The 25,576-nt window shown below is 58.4% G+C and carries 21 protein-coding genes; 13 read left to right on the plus strand and 8 right to left on the minus strand.

Going from position 1 to position 25,576, the window contains the following annotated elements:
- Positions 1 to 20 precede the first annotated feature (20 nt).
- The 4 genes from HMPREF3135_RS05075 to acnA all read right to left on the minus strand — a co-directional run bounded on the left by HMPREF3135_RS05075 (position 21) and on the right by acnA (position 5,282).
- Complete coding sequence (locus tag HMPREF3135_RS05075) at positions 21 to 767, minus strand: glutamine amidotransferase (protein ID WP_083229260.1); 747 nt, start codon at positions 765 to 767, stop codon at positions 21 to 23.
- A gap of 47 nt (positions 768 to 814) precedes the next feature.
- The gene (locus HMPREF3135_RS05080; RefSeq protein ID WP_070438429.1) at positions 815 to 1,564 is read right to left on the minus strand and encodes a glutamine amidotransferase-related protein; all 750 of its coding nucleotides are present in this window, start codon (positions 1,562 to 1,564) and stop codon (positions 815 to 817) included.
- Between the two features lie 142 nt (positions 1,565 to 1,706).
- Positions 1,707 to 2,273, minus strand: coding sequence for a TetR/AcrR family transcriptional regulator (locus tag HMPREF3135_RS05085; RefSeq protein WP_016422763.1), 567 nt, complete (start codon positions 2,271 to 2,273; stop codon positions 1,707 to 1,709).
- Positions 2,274 to 2,495: 222 nt separating this feature from the next.
- Entirely contained in the window at positions 2,496 to 5,282 is a 2,787-nt protein-coding gene (acnA, locus tag HMPREF3135_RS05090) for an aconitate hydratase AcnA (protein WP_083280613.1), read from the minus strand.
- Between the two features lie 367 nt (positions 5,283 to 5,649).
- Here acnA and HMPREF3135_RS05095 point away from each other — a divergent pair, with 367 nt between their 5' ends.
- From HMPREF3135_RS05095 to HMPREF3135_RS05120, 6 genes are all read left to right on the plus strand, one after another.
- The gene (locus tag HMPREF3135_RS05095; RefSeq protein WP_048734147.1) at positions 5,650 to 6,159 is read left to right on the plus strand and encodes an Rv1476 family membrane protein; all 510 of its coding nucleotides are present in this window, start codon (positions 5,650 to 5,652) and stop codon (positions 6,157 to 6,159) included.
- A gap of 630 nt (positions 6,160 to 6,789) precedes the next feature.
- The gene (locus HMPREF3135_RS05100) at positions 6,790 to 8,409 is read left to right on the plus strand and encodes a DIP1281 family NlpC/P60 protein (protein ID WP_070438443.1); all 1,620 of its coding nucleotides are present in this window, start codon (positions 6,790 to 6,792) and stop codon (positions 8,407 to 8,409) included.
- Positions 8,410 to 8,463: 54 nt separating this feature from the next.
- Positions 8,464 to 9,468 (plus strand): AAA family ATPase, encoded by a 1,005-nt coding sequence (locus HMPREF3135_RS05105; RefSeq protein WP_016422767.1) that lies wholly within the window; start codon positions 8,464 to 8,466, stop codon positions 9,466 to 9,468.
- A complete protein-coding gene (locus HMPREF3135_RS05110) occupies positions 9,468 to 10,316 on the plus strand; it encodes a DUF58 domain-containing protein (RefSeq protein WP_016422768.1) in 849 nt (282 codons plus the stop codon). The genes HMPREF3135_RS05105 and HMPREF3135_RS05110 overlap by 1 nt, the downstream gene beginning before the upstream one ends.
- A 115-nt stretch (positions 10,317 to 10,431) precedes the next feature.
- Entirely contained in the window at positions 10,432 to 11,424 is a 993-nt protein-coding gene (locus HMPREF3135_RS05115; RefSeq protein WP_070438445.1) for a VWA domain-containing protein, read from the plus strand.
- Positions 11,425 to 11,543: 119 nt separating this feature from the next.
- The gene (locus HMPREF3135_RS05120; RefSeq protein WP_070438448.1) at positions 11,544 to 12,602 is read left to right on the plus strand and encodes a ferrochelatase; all 1,059 of its coding nucleotides are present in this window, start codon (positions 11,544 to 11,546) and stop codon (positions 12,600 to 12,602) included.
- Positions 12,603 to 12,642: 40 nt separating this feature from the next.
- Here HMPREF3135_RS05120 and HMPREF3135_RS05125 read toward each other — a convergent pair whose 3' ends face one another.
- Positions 12,643 to 13,500 (minus strand): hypothetical protein, encoded by an 858-nt coding sequence (locus tag HMPREF3135_RS05125; RefSeq protein ID WP_016422771.1) that lies wholly within the window; start codon positions 13,498 to 13,500, stop codon positions 12,643 to 12,645.
- Between the two features lie 65 nt (positions 13,501 to 13,565).
- Between HMPREF3135_RS05125 and HMPREF3135_RS05130 the strand changes: the two genes are divergently transcribed.
- The 3 genes from HMPREF3135_RS05130 to HMPREF3135_RS05140 all read left to right on the plus strand — a co-directional run bounded on the left by HMPREF3135_RS05130 (position 13,566) and on the right by HMPREF3135_RS05140 (position 16,410).
- Positions 13,566 to 14,420, plus strand: a complete 855-nt coding sequence (locus tag HMPREF3135_RS05130) for a DUF3097 domain-containing protein (protein ID WP_070438450.1) — start codon at positions 13,566 to 13,568, stop codon at positions 14,418 to 14,420.
- Positions 14,421 to 14,480: 60 nt separating this feature from the next.
- The gene (locus HMPREF3135_RS05135) at positions 14,481 to 14,918 is read left to right on the plus strand and encodes an NfeD family protein (protein WP_042388696.1); all 438 of its coding nucleotides are present in this window, start codon (positions 14,481 to 14,483) and stop codon (positions 14,916 to 14,918) included.
- Between the two features lie 91 nt (positions 14,919 to 15,009).
- Positions 15,010 to 16,410 carry an SPFH domain-containing protein gene (locus HMPREF3135_RS05140; RefSeq protein ID WP_048734130.1) on the plus strand — a complete coding sequence of 467 codons (1,401 nt, stop codon included), beginning with the start codon at positions 15,010 to 15,012 and terminating at the stop codon, positions 16,408 to 16,410.
- A 4-nt stretch (positions 16,411 to 16,414) separates the two neighbouring features.
- Here the strand turns inward: HMPREF3135_RS05140 and HMPREF3135_RS05145 are convergent, their stop codons facing one another.
- Positions 16,415 to 16,987, minus strand: coding sequence for a hypothetical protein (locus HMPREF3135_RS05145; protein WP_049190712.1), 573 nt, complete (start codon positions 16,985 to 16,987; stop codon positions 16,415 to 16,417).
- 127 nt (positions 16,988 to 17,114) lie between these two features.
- Positions 17,115 to 17,786: a TVP38/TMEM64 family protein gene (locus HMPREF3135_RS05150; RefSeq protein WP_052317814.1), complete on the minus strand. Its 672-nt coding sequence runs from the start codon at positions 17,784 to 17,786 to the stop codon at positions 17,115 to 17,117.
- A gap of 422 nt (positions 17,787 to 18,208) precedes the next feature.
- Here HMPREF3135_RS05150 and HMPREF3135_RS05155 point away from each other — a divergent pair, with 422 nt between their 5' ends.
- The 3 genes from HMPREF3135_RS05155 to meaB all read left to right on the plus strand — a co-directional run bounded on the left by HMPREF3135_RS05155 (position 18,209) and on the right by meaB (position 23,472).
- Positions 18,209 to 20,065 (plus strand): methylmalonyl-CoA mutase family protein, encoded by a 1,857-nt coding sequence (locus tag HMPREF3135_RS05155; RefSeq protein ID WP_180802975.1) that lies wholly within the window; start codon positions 18,209 to 18,211, stop codon positions 20,063 to 20,065.
- An 8-nt stretch (positions 20,066 to 20,073) separates the two neighbouring features.
- Complete coding sequence (gene scpA, locus HMPREF3135_RS05160) at positions 20,074 to 22,293, plus strand: methylmalonyl-CoA mutase (RefSeq protein WP_005510731.1); 2,220 nt, start codon at positions 20,074 to 20,076, stop codon at positions 22,291 to 22,293.
- Between the two features lie 66 nt (positions 22,294 to 22,359).
- Positions 22,360 to 23,472 (plus strand): methylmalonyl Co-A mutase-associated GTPase MeaB, encoded by a 1,113-nt coding sequence (meaB, locus tag HMPREF3135_RS05165; RefSeq protein WP_048734122.1) that lies wholly within the window; start codon positions 22,360 to 22,362, stop codon positions 23,470 to 23,472.
- Between the two features lie 60 nt (positions 23,473 to 23,532).
- Here the strand turns inward: meaB and HMPREF3135_RS05170 are convergent, their stop codons facing one another.
- Positions 23,533 to 23,865, minus strand: coding sequence for an ArsR/SmtB family transcription factor (locus HMPREF3135_RS05170; protein ID WP_048734120.1), 333 nt, complete (start codon positions 23,863 to 23,865; stop codon positions 23,533 to 23,535).
- Between the two features lie 198 nt (positions 23,866 to 24,063).
- On the opposite strand from HMPREF3135_RS05170, the gene cls reads away from it, so the two are divergent.
- Positions 24,064 to 25,545, plus strand: coding sequence for a cardiolipin synthase (cls, locus tag HMPREF3135_RS05175; RefSeq protein ID WP_168163110.1), 1,482 nt, complete (start codon positions 24,064 to 24,066; stop codon positions 25,543 to 25,545).
- The last annotated feature ends 31 nt before the right edge of the window (positions 25,546 to 25,576 follow it).

Here is a 25,576-nt window from a genome sequence, read left to right on the forward strand (position 1 = left end):
TTGCCACTAGATAAAACTAATTAGTCTCTACATGCGGTATGAAGCCGAGCGAAATTCTGAAGAATACGCCCACTTCGAGCAACATCCAACTGTCGCGCGGCCGACACCGCTTCAAGATCTGTTCCTGGTAAATAGTAGCCCTCATTTGCGTAAATCTGGAGACGCTGGGCAAACGTGTTGGCATCTAATTCCGGGTGAAACTGCGTCGCATATGCATTGCGGCCCAACCGAAACATCTGTACGGGGCAGTCCTTTCCAGTTGCCAACAACGTAGCGTCGCCAGGCAGTTCTTCGATGGCCTCCTTGTGGCCGACGATGGCGTGAAAGTGGGCCGGTAAACCATCAAGAATTGGATCTGATTCGCCATCTGGAGTTGCAGCTACTTCGATTACAGCTGCCTGCTCCCCGTGCTTGCGGGAGACACGGCCATGGCCAGCAGTACCGAGCAGGCCGACGCCATAACAAGCTCCGAAGAAGGGGAAGTCTCGTTCGAGCACTTCTGCCAACAAATCCTCGAACCAGGTTTCGACTTCCTTCTGTAGATAGCTCTTATCGTCATCAGAGGCGTTAAAGGGACCTCCGCCAACGATTACGCCCGAGTAGTTATCTAGATTCAGATTCCCCGGACGAGACTGTTCCAGGCGAATTTGATGCAACTTTGCCGGCGCCAATGCACACCTCCTGGCAAATGAGAGATGTTCAGCGTGAGCTGCGGCATCTTCGCCGCGTGTGGAAAGCAAGAGGAAGGGCTTGGCGGAGGTAGACATTTGCGGGAACAAATTTCGTGAAAAAGGGAGCTAGAGGGGGACGGAGACTACTGCACCACTAGCAGGCTCGGATTGGCTGCATGCGTACATACGTGCATAAATCGGGGGATGATTGACGAGACGGCCTGGAGGTCCACATCAGATACCTTTAGTCGAATCGCATCGACTTCCTCCGGGTCAAAGTAACCGACGTCGGTGTAGAAAGACATTCTGCGGAGCAGTCCGTTGGCATTCATCTCCGGATGAAATTGGGTAACCCAGTTATTCGATCCGATCGAGTACATCTGCACCGGACAGGTTGGGCCTGTGGCAAGCAAAGTCGCGTGATTTGGAAGTTCCGCAACGGATTCCTTGTGGCCAGTCAACGCATAAAAAACCGGAGGCAACACCGAAGCTATTGGATCCTGAGTGGCGGCTTCGGTGAGCTCTACCCGGGTAGAACCCGCTACTTCGCCGTGACGCAGGTTAACCAAACCGCCCGAAGTAAAGGCCGTGTAGCTAGCGCCGTAGCAGATAAGCAGTGCGGGGACAGGACTCCTAAGTACGTCGTAAAGCACATCGTGCGAATACTTCTGCAGCCCCGAATGCTCAAGGTCGGTGATGTTAAATGGGCTGCCTCCGACGAATACGCCGTCATAGGAGGTCAGGTCGGGCAACTTAGCGCCGACAGCGTCGATGGTAAACAGATCCAACTGGCTGGGCTCAAGCCCGGTGGAATCCAGAAAGTCCTGGTACTCGGCTTGCCCCGCACCATCTGCGGGGCGGAGCGCCACCAACAAAAACTTACCCACACTCATAAATAGACAGCTTAGTCCATATTGGGTGAAATCTATGCATTGTCACCGGTCAAACGGGATAAATGTACGGAAGAAAGCCAGAACCCGCTCCCGTATTAGGGGAGCGGGTTGCACGGCACGCTATCAGGCCTAGCCTGAGTGGCTAGTCCTTGCGCCGTAAGCTGTCTTCAACTAAATCAAGCACGGAATCCAATTCGTCGACAGTGCGACCAGATGCCAGACGAACGATGATGCCATCGAGCATCAGCTCGAGAAAAAGCTGCATCGTGCGAACCGAATAATCCGACCGTAGGGAGCCGGATGAGGATGTCTGGGTCAATCGGTGGGCAACAGCGTCATCCAATTGATCCTGATGACCCAACCATTGGCCCTTAAACTCCGGATCGCTGCGAAGGCGACGGGCAATCTCAAGGCGAGTTCCCAGCCAGCCATGCTTGTCTGGGTTCGCCACGATGTCACGCATTACTTCCACTAAGCCGGAAGCCTCCGCGACTTCCGCCATATTTGCGGCATCTTCTTCGGCCAATGCTAAGAACAGACCTTCTTTGGATCCGAAGTGATGGAAAATAGCACCGCGAGACTTACCGGTAGCGGACTCCAGACGAGAGACCGTTGCGCCGTCGTAGCCGAATTCTGCAAAGCACTGCCGAGCGCCGTCGAGAATTTCGTGCCGCCGTTGAGCTAAATCCTGGTTACTCACTTTTGGCATAAGGAAACTCTTTTCTTGCCGGCGACGCCCAGGGACATGTTTCACTGCATGACGTGGCAGCGCCATTCCTATACTTCCCAAGCCTCATTTTGGTTGGGGTAGAGAAACCCGAGGCCGGCAGGGCGCTAGCCCGTGGGGTATGAATCCGCGGGCTAGCGCTACCTACCGGCCTCTAGAAGCGCTGCTTGTAACAAGCCCTAGCGCGCACGAGTCAAAGGGAAACTAGTTGCCCTTGATCATGTTGCGCAGGACGTACTGCAGAATACCGCCGTGGCGGTAGTAGTCAGCCTCACCAGGGGTATCGATGCGGACCACAGCGTCGAAGTCGAAGGACTCGCCGTTTTCCTTGGTAACCGTAACCTTGACGGTCTTCGGGATGGAGCCGTTGTTCAGCTCCTCCAGACCAGCGATGTCGAAGGTCTCAGTGCCATCGATGCCCAGGGACTTCCAGGACTCACCCTCCGGGAACTGCAGCGGAACAACGCCCATGCCGATGAGGTTCGAGCGGTGGATACGCTCGAAGGACTCAGCGATAACAGCCTTGACGCCCAGCAGCAGGGTGCCCTTAGCTGCCCAGTCACGGGAGGAACCGGTGCCGTATTCCTTACCACCAACGACGACCAGCGGAGTGCCAGCCTCCTTGTAGTTCATGGCAGCGTCGTAGATGAAGGCCTGCGGGCCACCCTCCTGGGTGAAGTCGCGGGTGTAGCCACCGGTAACACCGTCAAGCAGCTGGTTCTGCAGGCGGATGTTAGCGAAAGTGCCGCGCACCATGACCTCGTGGTTACCACGACGGGAACCCAGGGAGTTGTAGTCCTTGCGCTCAACGCCCATGGAGTCGAGGTACTGAGCAGCCGGGGTGCCCGGCTTAATGGAGGAAGCCGGGGAGATGTGGTCGGTGGTCACCGAGTCACCCAGGGCAGCAAGGACGCGAGCGCCCTTGATGTCGGAAACCGGTGCCGGCTCCATTTCCGTCTCGTCGAAGTACGGTGCCTTGCGGATGTAGGAGGACTTGTCATCCCAAGCGAAGGTCTTGCCCTCCGGGGTCGGCAGGTTCTGCCAGCGCTCGTCACCAGCGAAGACATCCTTGTAGTCCTCGTCGTACAGCTCGGAGGAGATGGAGGCCTCGATGGTTGCTTCGATCTCTTCGGTGGACGGCCAAATGTCGCGCAGGAAGACATCGTTGCCCTCTGCGTCCTGACCCAGGGCGTCGGTTTCGAAGTCGAAGTCCATGGTACCGGCGATCGAGTAGGCGATAACCAGGATCGGGGAAGCCAGGTAGTTCATCTTCACGTCAGGGGAGATGCGGCCTTCGAAGTTACGGTTACCGGACAGAACCGCGGTAGCAGCCAGGTCGGCCTCGTTGATGGCGGAGGAAATCTCAGCCGGCAGCGGACCGGAGTTACCGATACAGGTTGCACAACCGAAGCCGGACAGGTAGAAGCCCAGAGCCTCGAGGTCCTTCCACAGGTCAGCGCGCTTGAAGTAGCCGTTAACAACCTGGGAGCCCGGAGCACAAATGGTCTTGACCCACGGCTTTGCCTGCAGGCCCTTCTCGACAGCCTTGCGTGCCAACAGACCAGCGCCAATCATGACCGACGGGTTGGAGGTGTTGGTACAAGAGGTGATGGAAGCGATAGCGACCATACCGTGGTCGAGCGTGTACTCGCCGCCCTTCGGGGAAGTGACGGTAATCGGGGAGCTCGGGCGACCTTCAGCGCCGTTAGCGGCGGACTCGCCGTGGCCCTCGCGGGACTCGTTGTAGTCTGCGGCCAGCTCGGAGGTCGGTGCGGAAGCCTTGACAGCGCCCTTAATCTCGCCGTCGGAGTAGTTGTGCAGGTCCTTGCGGAACTGCTCCTTGGCGGAAGCCAACTCGATGCGGTCCTGCGGGCGCTTCGGGCCAGCGATGGACGGAACGACGGTGGACAGGTCCAGCTCGAGGTACTCGGAGTACTCAGCCTCCGGAGTGTTCTCGTCCAACCACATGCCCTGAGCCTTGGCGTAAGCCTCGACGCGCTCCAGGGTCTCCTTGTCACGGCCAGTCAGGGCCAGGTACTTGACGGTCTCATCGTCGATCGGGAAGATTGCGGCGGTGGAACCGAACTCTGGCGACATGTTACCGATGGTCGCACGGTTGGCCAGCGGCAGCTTGGAGACGCCAGCGCCGTAGAACTCTACGAACTTGCCGACGACGCCGTGCTGGCGCAGCATATCGGTGACGGTGAGCACAACGTCGGTTGCGGTAACACCCGGCTGAATGTCGCCAGTCAGCTTGAAGCCAACGACGCGCGGAATGAGCATGGAGATTGGCTGGCCAAGCATTGCGGCCTCAGCCTCAATACCACCGACACCCCAGCCCAGGATGCCCAGGCCGTTCTGCATGGTCGTGTGAGAGTCAGTACCAACACAGGTGTCCGGGTATGCCAGGCCGTTGTTCTCGAAGACAACGCGAGCCAGGTACTCGATGTTGACCTGGTGGACAATACCGGTTCCCGGAGGAACAACGCGGAAGTTGGAGAATGCGCCAGTACCCCAACGGAGGAACTTGTAGCGCTCATCATTGCGCTGGTACTCAATTTCGACGTTCTTAGCCAGAGCGTCTTCGCTACCGAAGGCCTCGATGATGACCGAGTGGTCGATGACCATCTCTGCCGGGTTCAGCGGGTTAACCTGATCCGGGTCGCCGCCGAGAGTCTTAACAGCCTCACGCATGGTAGCCAGGTCAACAACACAGGCGACGCCGGTGAAGTCCTGCATAATAACGCGAGCAGGGGTGAACTGAATCTCGATCGACGGATCAGCCGAAGGAACCCAGTTGGCGACAGCCTTGATGTGCTCCTCAGTGATGTTGGCGCCATCTTCGTTGCGCAGCAGGTTCTCACCGAGAACCTTCAACGAGTAAGGCAGCTTCTCCATACCCGGCACGGCGTCAAGAGCGAAGTAGTCATAAGACTTGTCTCCGACCTCAAGCTTGCGCAGGGCGTTGAAAGAGTTCTTGCTTTCAGCCACAGTCAGCTCCATTTCTATTCGGGTGAATTGTCGCCTTAACTGAAGAGTCCGGCACTCGAATTTCGGCTCTCCACAAGGCATAGGTGCGATCACGCCGCCCCTTATCAACCAATTAAAGCAATAATCACGACGCGGGGCACACGAGCCCACACACACGTTTTTAAGGAAGCGTTACCGTCCTTGCATCAACAATAACAGTACGAACGTTCTGTATGTAGATTGCTCGCGGCGCGCCGAGTCACGCTACCCCCGTTCACATCCAGAGCAGGCCATTATAGATAGGACAAACGAAGCAGCATCTCCGCCAAATTGGGGCGCGTGGAAACCATTCTCACGCAAAACAGGAGCACGATACGGAAGGCAATTAATGCATACGCCAGCAGATTCACAGGCAGCGAAAGAAACCGTCGAGAAGGTGGTCGCTCAGCTACGCACCGACAACATCGTGACAAATAACCCACAGCTCCGAGAAGCGGTCCAGCCAATTGTCGACGATGCAGCAAATCGGGGGGTGCCCAATTTCAATATCATCTACCTAGATAGCGAGAAGATTTACCCCGTCGCCGAACAAAAGAACACCGACATCTTTTCCTTTGCCCGCCAAGTAGCGGACCAAGTCGGCGGCACCACTGTCGTGCGCACACCGGGCAATGTGGCCACCGCATCTGCCGATTTCCCCCGCGCAGCCATTGAACGCGCCGACCACGCAATGATGGAGACTCCACGAGACTATCCGGCGGGTCTCGATGCCTATTTGCACGAGCTCACTAACTACGTCGTCCCGTGGACTCTTTACAGCCTCATCGCAGGCGTCGTTATCGTCGCACTCTTCGTCGGGCTGACGTTCTACTGGCTACGCACACGCCCAACCGCCTAAGAGTTCGCTTTACGACGGACGCTGGAGTTAACGGCCCCACTGAATACATTCACCGTCCCCGGTTTTCCACCTCACGGCAAGGGACAGGGTAAATGCCCCAAAAACTGGTAGCAGTGGAGAACTCAGTCACTATCTCAATTGGATAACACTGTTGCAGTCGCCGTAACCGTGTCTACGATTTTCGCCAAGGTCAAGCATGAGCGCTTGACCTTTTCTTATGCCCGGTACCCCAGGTAAAGGTCCGCGGCAGTCCGGCACGCCGATAAGTCATCACATAGTGACATAATTCACACAGAAAACTGGGGTTCATCATAACCGCAGGCCACGGCATATAACGAAACGGTTACAAAGTGGGGGACAGTTGGTAATTTTGTTACTTGTGTTTTTTTAGAGCTTTTTGACCCGTAAAGTGCTTCGTGATGCCAATAGTGGACTCAAGGGTCCAGTATTGACCAATGAAAACTCGCGGGAGCGCCGCTGTTGCTTTTGGTTCTGGTTTCGGTTCGACATTTTTCGAAGTTCCACTCAAGACCTGGAGGCAACAACGGGAAGATATCCAACGATGGGGAAGTCGCTGGTGTCGATTCTGAGGCGTGAACGCACCCATAGGAGAAATGTAGGAGTAACGCGGTGCCGAGTAATCGCAAAGTCCGTGCATCATATTGGACTCGTCCAATTGCCGGTATTATCACGGCGGGTCTTCTGGCGACGAACACTCAGGTCGCAGCTGCACAACCACTGAATCCGAGCGACGCCCAGATCCGTCAAGCGCGTGAGGCGGCCTCTAACGCCGAGTCGTACTTGCAGTCCCTGGTCGCCGAGGTAACTTCCAGCGAGCGCCGGGTATCTGACCTCGAGCTACGCATGGGCACTCTCCGCGAGGATGTCAACAAGGCCATGGTGGACCTTGAGAACGCTCGAGATGCCGCTAACCGTGCGCGCGAGGCGGTCGACGAGGCGCGAACCCAACTCGACCGTTCCCGCGCTGAGCTCGCTAGTGCCCAGAAGCAGTTCGACGAGCTAGCACGCACCATCATGCGCCAGGGACGTTCCAGTGGCTCGATTCTCGAGGGTGCGCGAGATGCATCCGAGGCTATTAACCGTCTGTCCGCTTTGCGTCGCGAAGCGGATCGTCAAGAGCAGACCGTTGACTCTCTGGATAAGAATCGAACCGAGGCTGCTAACCAGGAGTCCACGCTTCGCAAGAAGAGTGACGAAGCTCAGCAGGCGGAAGCCACCGCAAACCAGCGAAACACCGATGCTCAGAACGCGTACTCCGAGGCAAACGAGGAGCTTCAAAAGGAGCAAGCTGATTACCAGCAGGCTCAGGTCGATCGCGATGCCGCAAAGGCATCTTTGGATGCAGCCCGAAACGCGGTCAACGAGCTGAACTCCCAGCGCCAGAATTATGAGAACGAGCAGGCCCGCAAGGAAGCGGAAGACGCCGCTGCCAAGAAGGCCGCTGAGGAAGCCGCAGCTAAGACTCGCGCCGAGGCGCAGTCGAACCAGACTGATGAGGATTCCTCTTCTGAGTCCACAAATGAAAGCTCTAGCACCACTGGTTCTACGAGCTCGACTGGTTCCACTAGCTCCACCGAGTCGACTGGTTCGAGCAGCTCCACGGATACTACCGGCTCGACTCGCTCGACTGGTTCTAACAGCTCCACTGGCTCCACCAGTTCCTCTGAGACGACCGAATCTTCGGACTCCTCTGAGTCCACCGAGACCTCGGAATCTTCTAGCACCGACAGCTCGTCGTCAAGCGGCACCCCGGCGCAGACTGTGGCGCCGACGAATCCAGAGACCGGTCAGAGCACCTCGGGTTCTTCCAGCCAGAAGGTCGAGACTGTCATCGCACGCGCGATGGGGCAGCTCGGTGTCCCATACGCATGGGGCGGCGGCAACGCCAACGGCCCGACCAAGGGCATCCGTGACGGCGGAGTAGCTGACTCCCACGGCGACTACAACAAGATTGGTTTCGACTGCTCGGGCCTGACTCTGTACGCCTACGCCGCTGTCGGCATTGACCTGCCTCACTACACCGGCTACCAGTACCAGCGCGGAAAGCACTACCCGGCATCTCAGATGAAGCGTGGTGACCTGCTGTTCTGGGGCCCGAATGGTCATGGCCACGTCGCTATCTACCTGGGCGATGGCAAGATGATTGAGGCACCGCAGTCCGGTTCTGTGGTTAAGATCTCGCCAGTCCGTTATAACGGAATGACACCGAACGTTGTCCGCCTCGTCTAGTTTCTAACGACGTGTTCTACAGGTCGGGCGACCGACCTAAAGAAGGGTTTCTCTGTGACCTACCCAACGCCCACTGACCACACGGACCTCGAGCGCGCATACGCGGAGCTGGGGAAGGTTGTGGTTGGCCAGGAGCACCTGATTAAGCAGCTCTTCATCGCGATGCTCGCAGGAGGTCATGTCCTGCTCGAAGGTGTTCCGGGTGTTGCGAAAACTCTGGCAGTGTCTACTTTTGCCACAGTGATGGGTGGGTCCTACTCCCGCATCCAGTTCACTCCGGATTTGGTGCCATCAGATATTGTCGGCACCCGGATTTTCCGCCAGGACACCTCGGAGTTCATTGTCGAGCCCGGCCCGGTCATGTCAAATATCGTGCTCGCTGATGAAATCAACCGCGCACCGGCGAAGGTGCAGTCGGCACTGCTGGAAGTCATGGCAGAGCACCAGGTGTCCATCGCAGGGGAGTCCACGCCAGTACCGGAGCCGTTTTTGGTTCTGGCCACGCAAAACCCAATCGAAAACCAGGGTGTCTACCCACTGCCGGAGGCCCAGCGGGACCGTTTCCTATTTAAGGTCCTCGTGGGTTACCCCACTCCGGCGGAAGAGCGGGAGATTGTCTACCGCATGGGAGCCACCCCTCCAGTCGCGCAGCAGATTCTCACCCCAGAGAGTGTTCGGGAACTGCAGCGCGCTACCCGCGAAGTCTTTGTCCACCACACACTGATTGACTACATCGTGGCCGTCATCGAACTCACCCGCAATCCGATGCGGGCGGAGTTGAAGGATGTCGACCGCTGGCTTTCCTATGGCGCATCACCGCGTGCAACTCTTGGTGCTGTCGCGGCTGCCCGCGCCCACGCGCTGTTTTCCGGTCGCGACTATGTCGTGCCGGACGATGTGGTCTCCGTGCTTCCCGACGTGCTGCGTCATCGCTTGGTCCTTTCCTATGAGGGCCTGGCCGATGGCGTTACTCCCGAACGGATTATTGACATCGTGTTGTCTCACGTGCGCCTTCCCCAAGGCGCGAGCACTGGCTCCGATGAGGGCACTGCCTCCTAATGTCAGCTCGTGAAGACGATCTTGCACGCGTCCTGGCGTACTTAGAGCTAACTGTTACGCGTAAGCTCAACGGACTTTTGCGCGGCAGCTTTCTCTCCACCGCTACTGGAGATGGCTCTGAGCCGGTTGGCTCCCGCGAATATGTTATCGGCGATGATGTTCGCCAGATGAACTGGGCAGTGACAGCCCGCACTGGAGTGCCGCACGTTCGCACCTCCGAGGCCGAGCGCGAGCTGGAGTGCTGGATTGTAGCCGAACCCGCCGCACGTCTGTCCACCGGCTTGGCCGATACCACCAAACGACATCTGCTCACCGCCGCTGCCGGCGCAGTAACGATGCTTAACGACGCCCCGGGGTCCCGAACTGGATTAATCGCCGGTGGCACTCCAGTGCCCGCGGGCCAGGGCCGTGCCCACAGCTTGATGCTGCTCAAGCAGTTGGCTGACGCGACTGCTGAGCATAACCTCGCAGCGGATATTGACACAGTAATGACTCAGGCTCCGCGCGCTGGGCTGTTGGTTGTCATCTCGGATTTCCTTGGATCACTCGATTGGGCGCGCCCGCTGCGCGTTGCCTCGGCCTCGACAGAGATTATGGCGATTCGCCTGGTAGATCCAGCCGATGAAGCCTTACCCGGCGAAGGCCCGGTGGTCATGGCGGATTCAGCAACCGGCGAGACCATTGAACTCAACATCAACGACAAGACCCGCGCCGAGTATGCAGCTCAGGCTCGTGCCCACCACGAGCGTGTAATCAATGAACTGCGCAAATGCCGTGCTCGCGTTATTACCTTGCGTACGGATTCCGATTGGGTACTGGATTTTGCTCGACAAATTGGCCAACATTAGCGTCTGAGTAGCCGCTTGTTAGTGCTATCTCTTTTGGGCCACCGACTAACCGGCTATAGCCACTGGTTTATACGCGACTGTTTAGGCGACTGGATGTGAGGAAACTGATACCGCGATGACGTTCCTAAACTCAACTTTTGCGCACCCAGGTTGGCTGCTCGCGCTCGCTCTGCCTCTCGTGGCAGCCGTGGCCTATTGGATCAGTACTAAGCAGCGAAAGCAACGTGCCATTGCCTTTGGCAACTTCACCATCGTTGGGTCACTGGGGAATAAGTCGTCGGCACGCCTGCGCCATGTCGTAGCTATCAGTGCGCTGTTGTCACTTGTTCTGGTCATCATTTCATTAGCTGGTCCGATTTCGGAGACCAAAGTCGCCCGCAACCGAGCGACGGTCATGCTGGTGGTCGACGTTTCGCTGTCCATGTCGGCCACAGATGTTGCGCCCGACCGCATCACTGCCGCTAAAGAAGCCGGCCAAGAGTTCGTGGAGAACCTTCCCGACGACCTCAATATCGGCCTGGTGACGTTCTCTGGTCGCGCTCGCACTGCTGTCAGCCCGACTACCAACCATGACACCGTGAATCGAGCGCTCCAGGCTGCTGAGTTAGATCAGGCGACTGCTACCGGTGATGCCATCGCTGCCGCGCTGGATGCCATCAATCAGTTCAGCGACTCGGTTCAGGGCGGGGGAGAAGGCGCCCCGCCAGCGACAATTGTGCTGCTTTCCGACGGCAAACAGACCGTCCCACAAGAGCTCGACGATCCCCGCGGCGCGTATACCGCGGCCGCCGAAGCCGCCAAGACCGGGGTGCCTGTCAACACGATTTCGTTCGGTACCGCGCAAGGCGCAATCACGGTTCAGGGCGAATTGATTCCAGTGCCTAACGACGACGATTCGCTGCGAGAGATCGCCCGTCGAACAAAAGGTGAGTTCTTCAGCGCTGGTTCCCTCGAGCAGCTCCGCGATGCCTATGGCTCACTGGAAGATGACATCGGTTACGAACTCAAGCGGGCCGAGAATCCGAGGCCCTATCTGATTGCAGCCTTCACGGTGCTGCTAGTGACCGTGGGCTCACTGCTTGTGACCAATCGTCGAATTCCGCAGTAGGGCTGGGTTAGGGTGCCGTCGTCAAGCGATTTGTATGGAACCCGATTGGCAGGAGACGCCGGGGGCATTGAGCAGTCGTCTTATGGAGTCCTCAGACTGCGCTACTAACATGATTAGCTATGTCTTCTGATAATTTTGACGCTATTTTGCTGTTGTCTTTCGGCGGTCCCGAAAAGATGGCCGATGTGCGTCCCTTCCTGGAGAATGTCACCCGCGGCCGCGGAATTCCGCCGGAGAGGTTGGACGAAGTCGGTGCACACTACGCGCACTTTGGCGGTAAGTCCCCGCTTAACGATTTAAACCGCGAAATTGTCTCCAACCTTAAGGCTGAGCTCACTCGCCGTGGCTATGACTTGCCTGTTTATTTCGGCAATCGCAATTGGCATCCGATGGCTGAAGACACCGCGGCAAAGATGGCTGATGACGGTGTTAAGCGAGCGCTCGTTTTCGCCACTAGCGCCTGGGGCGGCTACTCCGGCTGCCGCCAGTATCACGAAGACATTGCTCGGATGCGCGAATCTTTGGGCGACCGTGCTTTTGACATGGAGAAAATCCGGAGCTTCTACGATCATCCGCTCTTTATAGAAGCCTATGCAGACGCAGTGCGTGAGGCGTTTGCCAAGCTACCGGATGACCGCCGTGAGGACGCCCGGCTTATTTTCACCGCTCACTCTATTCCGGTCTCTGCGGACAAGGCATCCGGGCCGGTAGAGCTCGGCGGAAATCTTTACTCCCGCCAGGTCAACGAAGCAGCACGGCTCGTCGCCGATGCAGTGGGTATCACCGACTTTGACGTCGTCTGGCAGTCCCGCTCCGGCCCGGAGCACGTGCCGTGGTTGGAGCCTGACATCGTCGACCACGTTGAAGCGAAGGTCGCCAACGGCCTCCGATCCGCAATAGTGTGCCCGATTGGCTTCATCTCGGATCATGTTGAGGTCGCCTGGGATTTGGATGCTGAGCTTCAGGATGAAATGGCTCATCACGACATCGTCATCGAGCGGGTCGCAACGCCTGGTCCGACGGCTACTTTCACCGACATGCTCGTGGAGCTCATCGAAGAGCGCATCGCAGATGCCGAACCCCGCCGTCTGGGAAGTGAACCGCTACTCGGCTCGGCCTGCAACGGCGCCCCCTGCGCCGCATCCTGTTGTACTCCGGCAAAGCGCCGCCCACACTGATTCCTTTGGCGCCAATTGGGCCGCGGGGCAAGGCAAATCCCTAGCGAGTCCACTCCTGAATCGCGTATTCCACCGCGCTCATCCGCGCCTGCCGAATCTTCCGCCACAGCGGGATGAGCTGCGCATCAAACGCGGCGCTGCCGTGCCCCGACTCGCTGCCCTGTGCCACCGCCAGAATCGACGACACCCGATCAGCTCTGGCGAGCACTCCCAGTGCACGGCGTGGCACATCATCCGGCACAAAGGCCATGTCCAGGTGGTCATCGAGCATGCCGACCATCAGCCGGGGATCCACTTTCGGGGCACCACTGCTTGACGACGTCAGCGGTGAACGCGGCATCGCCGCAATCGTGGCAGCCGCAACCCGCGCCGCATCTGCCAGCTGTAAATCCGCCTCGCCAGGGGAGAGATAGGCCGGCTCGGGAATGTGGCCTTCCAGTGTGTACCAATGCCACTGCGGTAGGCCTGGCACCGGCGTTGTCACTGGTATGAGCACATGGTTCCAGCCCGGCTCCGCATCCGCAATCACAATGGCCGAGCCTGCTGCGCGTGCAGCTTCAGCGGCGTCGGTTCCCGCAGGCAGTGCAGGTGCATCACCGGGCCCGGAGAGAATGAGGCGGACGAGGGGACGGTGGTCACTGTGCCAATCTCCCGCTTCAGTAACCGCTCGAAGAAGGCGGAGCATGTCGCTTCGATCGAGATCAGCGTCGCAATCGATGACATTCGGAACCGTGGCGTCGGCAAGCACGAACGTCCCCGGAACTGACGTGGGTCCGCCGAGCGAGTCTAGCGCGTCGAGGAGATGATCGTAGTTTTCCAAACCCGACAACCACGCGCCCAGCCAAAGGGCGATGTGCTGAGTTGGACTCCAGACCTGGTCGAGAACACTGCGCTGCATAGTGCAGCTCATCCTAGTGCAGCGTGTCGTTGGTCCCGTAACCGATGCTGTTAATCTCAGTACCCATGAGCTTTCAAGACCCGTACCGCAATCAGGACGTGTTCGCTGGCGCACGTGGCCACCGCCGTCGTATCCCACAGCCGGCACGCGAGGTGACAGCAGAAAATGGTGTTGTCGTCGAGGCGTCCTATGACGGATTCGTCGGTGCAATTATCGGGTTGGAGAAAACTTTCGACGGCTGGTGCGTCCGGCTGGAGGGCCGCCACGGCAAGTCTCGGCTGTTTCCCATGCACGAGCGCGGTTTTCTCATCGACGGCAAACCTGTGACTCTGGTGCGTCCGAAAGCACAACCCAAAAAGCCCTCGCAGGATCTGTCGGCATCGGGCTCGCGCAAGGTCCACAACGTCAAGGCCAAGGTTGCTCTCCCCAGCCGTATCTGGGTCGAGGGTATTCATGACGCGGCAATCGTCGAGAAGGTGTGGGGCCACGATCTGCGTGTTGAGGGCGTAGTCGTGGAGTATCTGGAGGGCTTGGACAACCTTCCAGAACGCTTGGCCGAATTTGGTCCGGGTCCGAAGCGCCGCGTCGGAGTCCTGGCAGACCACTTGGTGGAGGGCAGTAAGGAAAGCCGCATGACTCAGCAGCTCGGCCCGCACGTGATGGTCACAGGCCACCCGTTTATCGATGTCTGGCAAGCGGTCAAACCCTCGTCGGTAGGCATCGAGGCATGGCCGGAAGTTCCCTACGGGGAGGACTGGAAGACAGGAATCCGCCGTCGCTTGGGCTGGGGAGACGACCCCAAGGAGGGCTGGCGACGTGTCTACGCAGGTGTACACACCTACCGTGATCTGGAGTCAGATTTGATTGGCGCAGTTGAGCGCCTGGTCGACTTCGTAACTGAGCCACATATGCAGTACTGACCCCGGAATACTGGCTCCACTCGCCCCACATTTGTTCTGCAAAGTAGGTAGGGTGAGGGCGTGATTCCTCTCCTTTGGCTCGGAGCAAGCCTCCTACTGGTTCTCGGTGAACTCGCAGTCGGAGATTTAGCACTGTTAATGCTCGGAGGTGGTGCACTGGCAGCGTCCGGTGCGAGCCAGCTTGGAGCGCCGCTTTGGCTATCAGTGGTTATCTTCGCCGTTGTGTCCGCCGCACTTGTGCTGACAGTTCGCCCTGTGTTGCGCAAAAAGATGGCAAAACCGGACAAGTCCGCCGAACTGGAGTCGCGTCCGGAACTGCTAGCGGGCCGTCATGCTGAGGTCATCGAGCCAGTTTCCTCGTCAGCGGGTCTGATTAAGGTCAATGGCGAGTTGTGGAGCGCGCGCAGTCTTCTGACTGCGCAGACTTTCGATGCAAAGGAAAGAGTCACGATTGTAGAGATTTCGGGCAATACCGCAGTAGTGGACAAGCTGCTCTGAGCAGTCAACTCACTTAAAGGGCGCTCGGAGCACTCTTAGTTACTGACCATTAAATAACTGACCACACAGTTTCTAGCTACGAGGGAATCCCATGGAAGGCTTTATCATCCTCGTCGTTTTCATTCTCGTGGTTGTTACCTTGGTTCTCAAAGCGATTGTCCTGGTCCCTCAGGGTGAAGCGGCAATCGTAGAGCGACTGGGACGATACACGCAGACACTGAATAGCGGCCTGAACTTCATCATCCCGATCATTGACCGAGTGCGCGAGAAGGTCGATACCCGTGAGCGTATGGTTACCTTCCCGCCACAGGCAGTGATCACCGAAGACAACCTGACTGTGGCTATCGATACCGTCGTGACCTTCCAGGTCAATGAACCGGATCGGGCAATTTACGGTATCGATGACTACATCTTCGGTGTCGAACAGATCACCACCGCAACGCTTCGCGACGTCGTGGGTGGCCTGACACTGGAAGAGACACTGACTTCCCGTGACTACATCAACCGCCGTCTCCGCGGCGAGCTGGACGAGGCCACTGCCAAGTGGGGTCTTCGTATCGCTCGTGTGGAGCTGAAGGCCATTGAGCCGCCACCGTCGATTCAGCAGTCGATGGAAAAGCAGATGAAGGCCGATCGCGAGAAGCGCGCCATGATTCTGACTGCGGAAGGTACCCGCGAAGCCGATATTAAAACTGCTGAGGGCCGTAAGCAGGCACAGATTCTCGCCGCCGAAGGTAACAAGCACGCAGCAATTCTGGCTGCTGAAGCTGAGCGTCAGGCAACCATTCTGCGCGCTGAGGGTACTCGCGCCGCTACCTACCTTGAGGCACAGGGTAATGCTCGCGCTATCCAGAAGGTCAACGCAGCTGTTAAGGCTTCACAGTTGACACCTGAGATTCTTGCCTGGCAATACCTGGAGAAGCTGCCTGAGCTGGCAAATAAGGACGGCAATACTGTTTGGATGATTCCGTCGCAGTTCGGCGACAGTCTCGAGAGCTTCGCTAGGGCTTTCGGCAAGAAGGATGCCGACGGTGTCTTCCGCTACGAGCCTCCGGCCGTGAGCCGAGAGACCAAGGAAGAGGCTGAGCAGGGCCGCGACGAGAACTGGTTCGACATGTCGACTAACCCGGAGTTGGCTCGTGCAGTTGCCGCGGCGAACGAGGTCGCTAACCGCCCGGTTGATGATCCGGTGGCTGCAGCAGCTGGTAATACCCCTGAGAGGAAGAAGAATCGCCGCGCTGATTCGGCTCAGCCCGCTCAGCCTGAACAGTTGGGTGGCCAGAACGGTCCGGCAGCGGTTGAACCTGCGACACCGGCTGCGCCCGCTGCGCCGGCCACACCGGCTGCGCCGTCGGTTCCTTCCGGCAAACGTGACCTGCCCTCGGCTCCTGGCACCGGCAATACCAATGCAGGCGGCGGTACACACTCCGCCGAGCGTCCAGATTTTTCAGGATGGTCACGTGACCCTTACGCCCCAGAAAATGGGCAGTAAGCTTTTATAACTCATCAGCTCGCTGAAGCAGGTGGACGGCCAGGTTCCATCCGGCCAGCTCCGCCTGCCAGCCAGCTGCTGCGAGGCGCTGATTGACGGCCTGCTTTGAAACTCCCAATTCTTCCGCGGCCTCTACCTGTGAATAACCAGCGCGAACCAAACCAGTTGCCTCGCGGCCTTCGGGGGACCTGCGAGAGATAACGTGGTGCAGCAATGTGAATGCTGCACCAATATCCTCCGAGTAATCCTTACCACGCGGATTGTTAGTCCGAATGCGGGTTTTTACCGTGCCGGCCCTGCCTCCCTTACCGATGACTGAGCTCGATGCCAGATGCGCTTGCTCAATGTCGTCCTGAGGACAAACACCGATACCTATCGCCCAGTCACCTGCGGCCAATAGCGCCAGCACAAGCGTGGTGACTCCCACAGCATTTTCAGGAGCTGCGCGAAGCTCTTCGATACCTGCAACCTCAACAGTTCCTACGCCTTCCAGGCCGGAAAGTGCCTGCGCAGAGGCCTGAACGTGATCTGCCCTGCGAGTAGATCGACCGCGATACCTGGCAAAGACTGAATACATACGCTCTAGTCTAGCCCCACCCCTTGACAGTTGGGCTAAGACACTTTCCTTCCCTCCGCACACTCACGGGCGCCCCACACCAACTCGCCGAAAACTCACGTCTAGCTCAAAAGCGCCAAGCGGTGTTTTAACGTTTCGAAGAACCGGTTACGACAGGGAACTTGGCGTCCGCAAGAAGTCCCAGCAAGCCAAGCACGAGCAGAATTCCCGTGGCCACCGCAAAGCGCACGTCGAAGCCGACCAACAGCGCGTCGCCAAGCAGAACGACGGCGAGTGTGTTCGGCGCCGAACCTAGGGCAGTGGCGATGATATACGGCACGATGCGTATCGACGACAGTCCACAGGCGTAGTTGAGAAACGAAAATGGCACGCCAGCAATCATGCGCAAGCTGAGCACTGTGAGCCAGCCGCGTTGCTCCAACCGATGGTCGAGACTGAGAAGACGGCGGTTGGTCAGGTGCGTGCGAAACCAATCGCGTCCCAAAAACCGCACAATACAGAGGGAGAGAAGGGCAGAAACCGTCGTCGCAGTAATTGCCAGCAGGAAACCGAGCACTGGCCCGAAGAGAATTCCGGAAGCCAAAGTGAATACGGTGCGGGGGATTGGGAACTGAGTCAGTGCAACGTATGCGAGAAAGTAGAGGAGCGGGAACCAGTCACCGGCATCGATGGACCACTGCCGGATGGTAGCGACGGTGGGAACATCGACGTACAGCGTGACGACGACCCCCACACCTACGGCTAGCACCAGCAGAACCTTTTTGAGTGTAGGGGTAATTCGCACATCGGATACGTTCACCCATTTGAGGTTACCGGGGATTGCGGGGAAGCGTGTGACCTGCGCGTTGGAGGCTCTGCGAGGAGGGCTAGTCAGCGGCTAAAGGCGTTTGCCCATTATTTCACTAGGATGGGAATCAAGGTCACTATGCCTTGGCTCGAGCACTTGACGTGCCCGTCAGCACAAAACCGAACGTAAGGGTATTGCACAAATAGCTGAAAAGTTCAGTGCATGGACACTCGGGTGAGTCTTAGCGTCTGACTAGTGGCTCTTATTGACTATTGGAGGAAGCCAACGCCTTTAAATCCCTTTCCGTCGCGGAGAATTCGGAAATTGTCGCAGCCGAATTTCCTCGGTTATGGATTGATAGAGGCGTTGCTTAGAACATGTAAGGGAGAAGGTCTGTCGTGACTGACCGAACGACCCCCGAATCACCTTCCACGCTGCCACCAAACTTCGAGGAATTGCAGAATTCCTGGTATCAGGGCGTGGCCAAGGTATTCGCGCGGGTGCACAAGCAAGACGTTGCAGATGTACCGCTCGATATTTGGAAACGACTGATTCAGACCACCTATGACGGTGTCGATGTTCGCCCGCTCTACACCCGCGCGGACGAGCTCGCGGAAAGCCCAGCTCCGGGCCAGTTCCCATTCGTCCGTGGCGCAAAGGTCACTTCGGACAACACCAACGGTTGGGGCGTTCGGGAAACCTTCGGTCGCCAGTACCCAGGTGAGGATGCACTTGACCCAAAGGCCGTCAACGAGACTCTGCTGACTGCACTGGAAAACGGCACCACGGACATCCGCCTGGACTTCACCGGCTCCCTCGAAGCCGCTGATGTGCCGGCTCTGCTCAACAACGTCTACGTCGACCTTGCTCCGATTGCCGTGCATGCCGGTAAGAAGACTGCGCAGGTTGCGGAAGCACTGACGTCCTACATCGAGCAGGCAAACCCGACTAATCCGGACGCCGTCGCAGTCGAGCTTTCCGCGGCTCCGCTGACCTCCGCTTTTGCCGGTATTGACGATATTTCTCTCGACGAGGCCACGCAGCTGGCCGTCAAGGCGGCTAAGCAGCCGGGCGACGTCCGTGCCCTGCTTGTCGACGGCGTTGTTTTCTCCAACCTGGGTGCAAACAACATCCAGGAGATTGGCTACAGTCTCGCCGTTGGTGTCGCCTACTTGCGTGCGCTGACCGACGCGGGCTTGAGCGCTGAAGAAGCCCTCGGCCAGATCGCTTTCCGCTTTGCCGCTACCGACGACCAGTTCGACACCATTGCGAAGTTCCGCGCCGCTCGCGTTCTCTGGGCCCGCGTTGCTGAGGTTATCGGCGCCCCTGAAGCTGGCCGCGCTCCGATGCACGCCGTGACAGCCCCGGTCATGTTCAGCCAGCGCGATCCGTGGGTCAACATGCTGCGTGTGACTGTCGCCTCCTTCGCCGCAGGTGTCGGCGGTGCCTCCTCAGTTGAGGTTCTGCCGTTTGATTACGCAGTTGTCGGCGGCATGCCGAACGTCTCCAAGACTTTCAAGGCTCGCATCGCTCGCAACACCAATCTGTTGCTGCTGGAAGAGTCTCACCTTGGTTACGTCGCCGACCCAGCAGGTGGCTCCTACTTCGTCGAAGACCTGACCGAAGAAATGGCCGACAAGGCATGGGAGATCTTTACCGGCACTGAGGCCGGCGGCGGTTTCGCCTCCGCGGAGGCCGATATTCGCGCCGCCCTGGACGCTACCTGGGAAAAGCGCCGCGCCGACATCGCACACCGCCGCACCAAGGTCACCGCCATCAACGAGTTCCCGAACCTGGCTGAGGCCCCACTGGCTCCTGAGGCCCGCCCGGAGGGCGACCCGATTCGCCGTTGGGCCAGCGACTTCGAGGCGCTGCGCAACCGCTCCGATGACTTCCTGGCTGAAAAGGGCAACCGTCCGCTGATTGCCATGCTGCCGCTGGGTCCGCTGGCCAAGCACAACATCCGCACTGGTTTTACCTCCAACCTGCTGGCTTCCGGCGGTATCGCCGTCGCCAACCCCGGCCAGGTTGTGCCGGGCGAGGCAGGTTTCGAAGAGGCAGTGAAGGCCTCTCCGATTGTCGTGCTGTGCGCAGCCGACAGCGAGTACGAGGCCTCGGGCCAGGACGCTGTCAAGGCCGCCCGCGCCGCCGGCGCTAAGGAGGTCTTGGTGGCCGGCTCCGAGAAGAGCTTCGCCAATGCCGCTGAGGACGCTCGCCCCGACGGATACCTGAACATGACCATCGATGCTGTCGCGGAGCTGTCCCGACTGCTGAACGAACTGGGAGCGTGAAGGAAGTAATGACCACCATCCCAAATTTCGCTGACATCTCCCGCAACACCGACGACGCAGCCGCTGCCACCAACAAGGCAGCTGCCGCGGAAGCTGGTGAAGTGTGGACCATTCCAGAGGGCATCGATGTCAAGCGCGTCTACGATCGCGCTGACCGCGACGCCGCTGCTGCCGAGGGCCACCCGGTAGATTCTTTCCCGGGTATCGCCCCATTCATGCGCGGGCCGTACCCGACCATGTACACCAACCAACCGTGGACTATTCGCCAGTACGCTGGCTTCTCCACCGCAGCTGAGTCCAATGCCTTCTACCGCCGCAACCTCGCGGCCGGCCAGAAGGGCCTTTCGGTCGCTTTCGACCTGGCTACCCACCGTGGCTACGACTCGGACAACCCGCGTGTGTCCGGCGACGTCGGTATGGCCGGCGTGGCAATTGACTCGATTTACGACATGCGTGAGCTCTTCCAGGGCATTGACCTGGGCGGCGTCTCGGTGTCTATGACCATGAACGGCGCTGTGCTGCCGATTCTGGCCTTCTACATTGTCACCGCTGAAGAGCAGGGCGTTTCGACCGAGCAGCTGCGCGGTACGATCCAGAACGACATTCTCAAGGAGTTCATGGTTCGTAACACGTACATCTACCCGCCGAAGCCTTCGATGCGAATCATCTCCTCGATCTTCGAGTACACCTCGGCAAAGATGCCGAAGTTCAACTCGATTTCGATTTCCGGCTACCACATTCAGGAAGCGGGCGCGACGGCCGACCTTGAGCTCGCTTACACGCTTGCCGACGGCATCGAGTACCTGCGGGCCGGTATTGACGCTGGCCTGGAAGTTGATAAGTTCGCTCCGCGTCTGTCCTTCTTCTGGGGCATCTCGATGAACACCTTCACCGAGATCGCCAAGCTGCGTGCAGGCCGCATCCTCTGGTCCGAGCTGGTTGGCAAGTTTGGCCCGAAGAACCCGAAGTCCCAGTCCCTGCGTACTCACTCGCAGACCTCTGGTTGGTCGCTGACCGCTCAGGATGTCTACAACAACGTCGCGCGTACTGCTGTTGAGGCTATGGCCGCAACACAGGGCCACACCCAGTCGCTGCACACCAACGCACTGGACGAGGCTCTGGCACTGCCGACTGACTTCTCAGCCCGTATTGCTCGTAACACTCAGCTGCTGCTTCAGCAGGAGTCCAACACCACGCGTCCGGTTGATCCGTGGGCTGGTTCCTACTACATCGAGTGGCTGACTAATGAGCTGGTCAAGCGTGCACGCCAGCACATCGACGAGGTCGAAGAGGCCGGCGGTATGGCACAGGCCACCATCGAGGGCATTCCGAAGCTGCGTATTGAAGAGGCTGCAGCTCGTACGCAGGCCCGTATTGACTCGGGTCGTCAGGCTCTCATCGGCGTGAATAAGTACCAGGTCGAAGAGGACGAGGCCATCGAGGTTCTCAAGGTTGAGAACTCCCGCGTGCGCCAGGAGCAGATTGACAAGCTGGCTCGCCTGCGCGCCGAGCGCGACGAGGAAGAGGTTCAGAAGGCACTGGCCGCTCTGACCGACGCTTGCCGTAACCCGGGTGAACCGGGGGACCTGGACAAGAACCTTTTGAAGCTCGCTGTCGACTGTGCTCGCGCCATGGCCTCCATCGGTGAAATCTCCGACGCCATGGAAGAGGTCTTTGGCCGCCATCAGGCCGAGATCCGTACTCTCTCCGGCGTCTACAAGGACGAAGTTGGCAAGGAGGGAGCCGTGTCCAACGTCTCCAAGGCCATCGCCATGGCCGATAAGTTCGAAGAGCAGGAAGGTCGCCGTCCCCGTATCTTCCTGGCCAAGATGGGCCAGGATGGTCACGACCGTGGCCAGAAGGTCATCGCGTCCGCCTACGCGGACCTCGGCATGGACGTTGACGTGGGACCGCTGTTCCAAACTCCGGAGGAGGCCGCCAAGTCGGCAGTCGACTCGGATGTCCACGTCGTCGGTGTTTCTTCGCTGGCCGCCGGACACCTGACGCTCGTTCCTGCCCTGCGCGATGAGCTGGCAAAACTGGGTCGTGAGGACATCATGATTGTTGTCGGTGGTGTTATCCCACCGGGCGACTTCCAGGAACTCTACGATGCCGGCGCCGCGGCTATTTACCCGCCGGGCACTGTCATCGCTGATTCGGCAATCGACATGATGACCAAGCTCTCTAACGAGCTGGGCCTCGACCTTGCCGTTGACGAAGAGTCCTAAATAACTACCGCATCCGCGCTGGGCTGACTGTTCAGCTCAGCGCGTTGTCGGAATTGAGAAGTAGCGATGAACGAGTATCTTGAAGAAAACCTGGGCACCCTCGTCACTACCGCTGGCACGGTCGTTGAGGGAAAGACCGCTGTAGCCCCCGAAGTCGTCCGCCGTGCGCGACGACGGATCGATGTCGACGACCTCTTTGAGGGCGTGCGGGCTGGAAACCGCACTAAGTTGGCCCGGGCAATCACGCTGCTGGAGTCGACTGCTCCGGCGCATAAGGTGCTGGCTCAGGAACTACTGGTGAAGTTGCTGCCATTTTCCGGCAAGGCCATGCGTGTCGGCCTTACCGGCGTCCCCGGCGTCGGTAAATCAACCACGATTGAAACCCTCGGACTGAAGCTGATCGAGGAGGGCCACCGCGTTGCAGTGCTGGCCATCGACCCGTCGTCGACGAAGTCCGGTGGTTCGATTCTGGGCGACAAGACCCGTATGTCCCGACTCTCGGCCGCGGATGAAGCCTTCATTCGTCCGTCGCCCTCTGCGGGCACACTCGGTGGTGTCGCCAAGGCAACGCGTGAGGCCATGGTGGTGCTCGAGGCCGCAGGCTACGACATTGTCATCGTCGAAACTGTCGGCGTCGGTCAGTCCGAGGTCGCGGTGGCCCAGATGGTGGATACGTTTGCGTTTCTGGCACTCGCCGGCGCTGGTGACCAGCTCCAGGGCATCAAGAAGGGTGTGCTGGAGATGGCCGACGTGATTTCTATCAACAAGGCGGATGGTAAGAACTTGCGCCCGGCAAAGCGCGCTGCGCGTGATCTGATGACGGCCATGAAGATGGTTCGTTCCTCAGACCAAGTCTGGACGCCACCGGTACTGACTATGTCGGCATTGGAGGACGACGGCATCGACAAGTTCTGGCAAGCCATCGAAGACCATGTCGAGGCTATGCACGAGAATCATCTCTTTGATGAAAACCGCGCTAACCAGCAGATTAAGTGGATGTGGTCCATGGTTCACGAGACGCTCTTGCAGCGGCTCAACACCAACGAGGCTGTGCAGACAGAGAGCACCCTGGTGGAAAAACAACTCCGCTCGGGGCTGCTCACACCGACGCTCGCCGCCCAGCGCATCATGGAGGCATTTGACCAGGGAAGGGCATCGAACGCCGGGCTCGCCAACTAGGTTCAGAAAGGCGCGGGGTTTTCGTCGTAAAGCGAGTAAAGCGGGCGTATCCGTGTGCGCCTACTGACCGCGGTGATGGGGCGGATCGCTGTAGAGCGTGTGTTCGGCGAAGTGGAGAGCGTTGACCACGAGGTTGGTAAGGTGCTCGTCGGGCTGAGAGTAGAAGCTAGACGTGCCCTCCTTGCGGGTCTGCACCATATTGGCCATGCGCAACTTCGCCAGGTGCTGAGAAATCGCGGGGACGGGGCGATCGAGCGCGCTAGCGATGGCGGTGACGGTCATCTCCCCGTCACGGAGGAGCGACAGGATCGAGAGACGCGTCTTGTCGGCCATCAACTTCAGTACGTTAGTGGCAACGTCGAACTCGGTGCTCGTAGGAGCCTTCTCAGTCATTTGGAGGGGTAGTCCTTTCGAAGTCGACATGCCAAACGCTTGCGATGTTCAATGAGTTGAACCTTACTACGTATTGATACCAGTATTCAATTTCAGATGTCACAATAGGCTGTCACGAAAAGGGGAGAGTGCACCTAAGGGGCCGCGACCAAAGGTACTGAAAATTCCTTCAGTAATATCATCTGCATGGATTGGTTGATGGGTACCTTCCCGTGGCTGGTGGAGGACTTAACGTGGTGGCAAGTACTATTTTTCACACTCGACTACACGATTAAGTTCATCGCGATTGGATGGGTGCCGGAAAACCGAAGCCCATCGGCTTCGACGGCGTGGCTGCTGCTGATTCTGCTGATTCCATTTATCGGCCTACCTCTGTTCCTCTTCCTGGGCTCGCAGCAGATTACGGGCCGTCGGCATGAGGTACAGGCACTGGCACAGGAGCTCATTGCGGAACGTACCGAGCATCTGCCCGACGTACCGGACGATGCCGAGATAGAAGATGACGTTGTCAACGTATTCAAGCTCTCGCGCCAGCTCACGGGAATGCCGGCAATTGCCAGCGCGGAAAAGGGACTTTTCACCGAATTCGACGCCTCCATTGACCGCATGATTGAGACCATCGATGCGGCCCAGAAATCAATCCACGTGCAGTCCTACATCTTTGCACTGGATTCCAGCACGGAGCCTTTCATACAGGCTCTTGAACGCGCGCACGACAGGGGACTAGAGGTCAAGGTACTGGTCGATCCAATTGGTTCGTGGAAGTACCCCGGCTACTACAAGCTGAAAAAGCGCCTGGACCAGGCTAAAATCTCCTGGCACCCGATGCTGCCCGTGAGCTTGCTGAAGCTCACCTGGCGCCGCCTGGATCTGCGTAATCACCGCAAGCTCGTAGTTGTTGACGGCGACATTGTATTCATGGGCTCGCAGAATTTGATTGAGCCCGAATATCAGAAGAAAAAGAACCATAAGATCGGCCGTCGCTGGGTGGACACGTGGATTGAGCTCGAGGGCGATATTGCGCTGGCCTTCGACGCAATTTTCGCGGTTGATTGGACCAGCGAGCTATACAAGACCCCAGACGCCACCAGGGACTATTCACTCCACAACACCGAAGTCAACGACAACTACAACGTTGTCCAGGTGCTGCCGTCGGGTCCGGGCTTCAGCACGGAGCCGAACCTGCGCGTCTTCAATAACATGATCTACCAGGCACACGAGCGGATTATCGCCGTCAGCCCGTACTTCGTCCCCGACGAATCCATGCTCATGGCGCTGACCTCTGCCGCATATGGAGGCATCGACGTCCAGCTCTACGTCAACGAAGAGTCCGATCAGTTCATGGTCGGCCACGCGCAGCAGTCCTACTACCAGGCACTGCTAACCGCTGGCGTGAAGATCTACCGCTATCCGGCGCCTGCGGTCCTGCACTCCAAGTTCATGGTTATCGACGACCGCATGGCCATGTTCGGCTCCTCCAATCTGGATATGCGCTCGTTCGGCCTCAACTACGAGATCACGCTTCTTTCCGCCGCCGGTTCCATCGTGGACAAACTGATCATGCTTGCCGACGAGTACCGCGACAAATCTTTCCTGCTCACCCAGGAGGAATGGAATGACCGGCCCCTTCGTCAGCGCTACCTGGACTCTGTTTTCCGCTTGACCTCGGCGCTGCAATAGGGGGTTAAGTAAAGAAAAGTGTGTCCGCATG

The organism is Corynebacterium sp. HMSC14H10, assembly GCF_001807105.1.
Classification (GTDB): Bacteria; Actinomycetota; Actinomycetes; order Mycobacteriales; family Mycobacteriaceae; genus Corynebacterium; species Corynebacterium jeikeium_D.

What these genes read in the sequence shown, in the direction of transcription:
- HMPREF3135_RS05075 (WP_083229260.1), bottom strand. Translation starts at nt 767, where the DNA reads ATGTCTACCTCCGCCAAGCCCTTCCTCTTGCTTTCCACACGCGGCGAA.
- HMPREF3135_RS05080 (WP_070438429.1), bottom strand. Translation starts at nt 1,564, where the DNA reads ATGAGTGTGGGTAAGTTTTTGTTGGTGGCGCTCCGCCCCGCAGATGGT.
- HMPREF3135_RS05085 (WP_016422763.1), bottom strand. Translation starts at nt 2,273, where the DNA reads ATGCCAAAAGTGAGTAACCAGGATTTAGCTCAACGGCGGCACGAAATT.
- HMPREF3135_RS05095 (WP_048734147.1), top strand. Translation starts at nt 5,650, where the DNA reads ATGCATACGCCAGCAGATTCACAGGCAGCGAAAGAAACCGTCGAGAAG.
- HMPREF3135_RS05110 (WP_016422768.1), top strand. Translation starts at nt 9,468, where the DNA reads ATGTCAGCTCGTGAAGACGATCTTGCACGCGTCCTGGCGTACTTAGAG.
- HMPREF3135_RS05115 (WP_070438445.1), top strand. Translation starts at nt 10,432, where the DNA reads ATGACGTTCCTAAACTCAACTTTTGCGCACCCAGGTTGGCTGCTCGCG.
- HMPREF3135_RS05120 (WP_070438448.1), top strand. Translation starts at nt 11,544, where the DNA reads ATGTCTTCTGATAATTTTGACGCTATTTTGCTGTTGTCTTTCGGCGGT.
- HMPREF3135_RS05125 (WP_016422771.1), bottom strand. Translation starts at nt 13,500, where the DNA reads ATGCAGCGCAGTGTTCTCGACCAGGTCTGGAGTCCAACTCAGCACATC.
- HMPREF3135_RS05130 (WP_070438450.1), top strand. Translation starts at nt 13,566, where the DNA reads ATGAGCTTTCAAGACCCGTACCGCAATCAGGACGTGTTCGCTGGCGCA.
- HMPREF3135_RS05140 (WP_048734130.1), top strand. Translation starts at nt 15,010, where the DNA reads ATGGAAGGCTTTATCATCCTCGTCGTTTTCATTCTCGTGGTTGTTACC.
- HMPREF3135_RS05145 (WP_049190712.1), bottom strand. Translation starts at nt 16,987, where the DNA reads ATGTATTCAGTCTTTGCCAGGTATCGCGGTCGATCTACTCGCAGGGCA.
- scpA (WP_005510731.1), top strand. Translation starts at nt 20,074, where the DNA reads ATGACCACCATCCCAAATTTCGCTGACATCTCCCGCAACACCGACGAC.
- meaB (WP_048734122.1), top strand. Translation starts at nt 22,360, where the DNA reads ATGAACGAGTATCTTGAAGAAAACCTGGGCACCCTCGTCACTACCGCT.
- HMPREF3135_RS05170 (WP_048734120.1), bottom strand. Translation starts at nt 23,865, where the DNA reads ATGACTGAGAAGGCTCCTACGAGCACCGAGTTCGACGTTGCCACTAAC.
- cls (WP_168163110.1), top strand. Translation starts at nt 24,064, where the DNA reads ATGGGTACCTTCCCGTGGCTGGTGGAGGACTTAACGTGGTGGCAAGTA.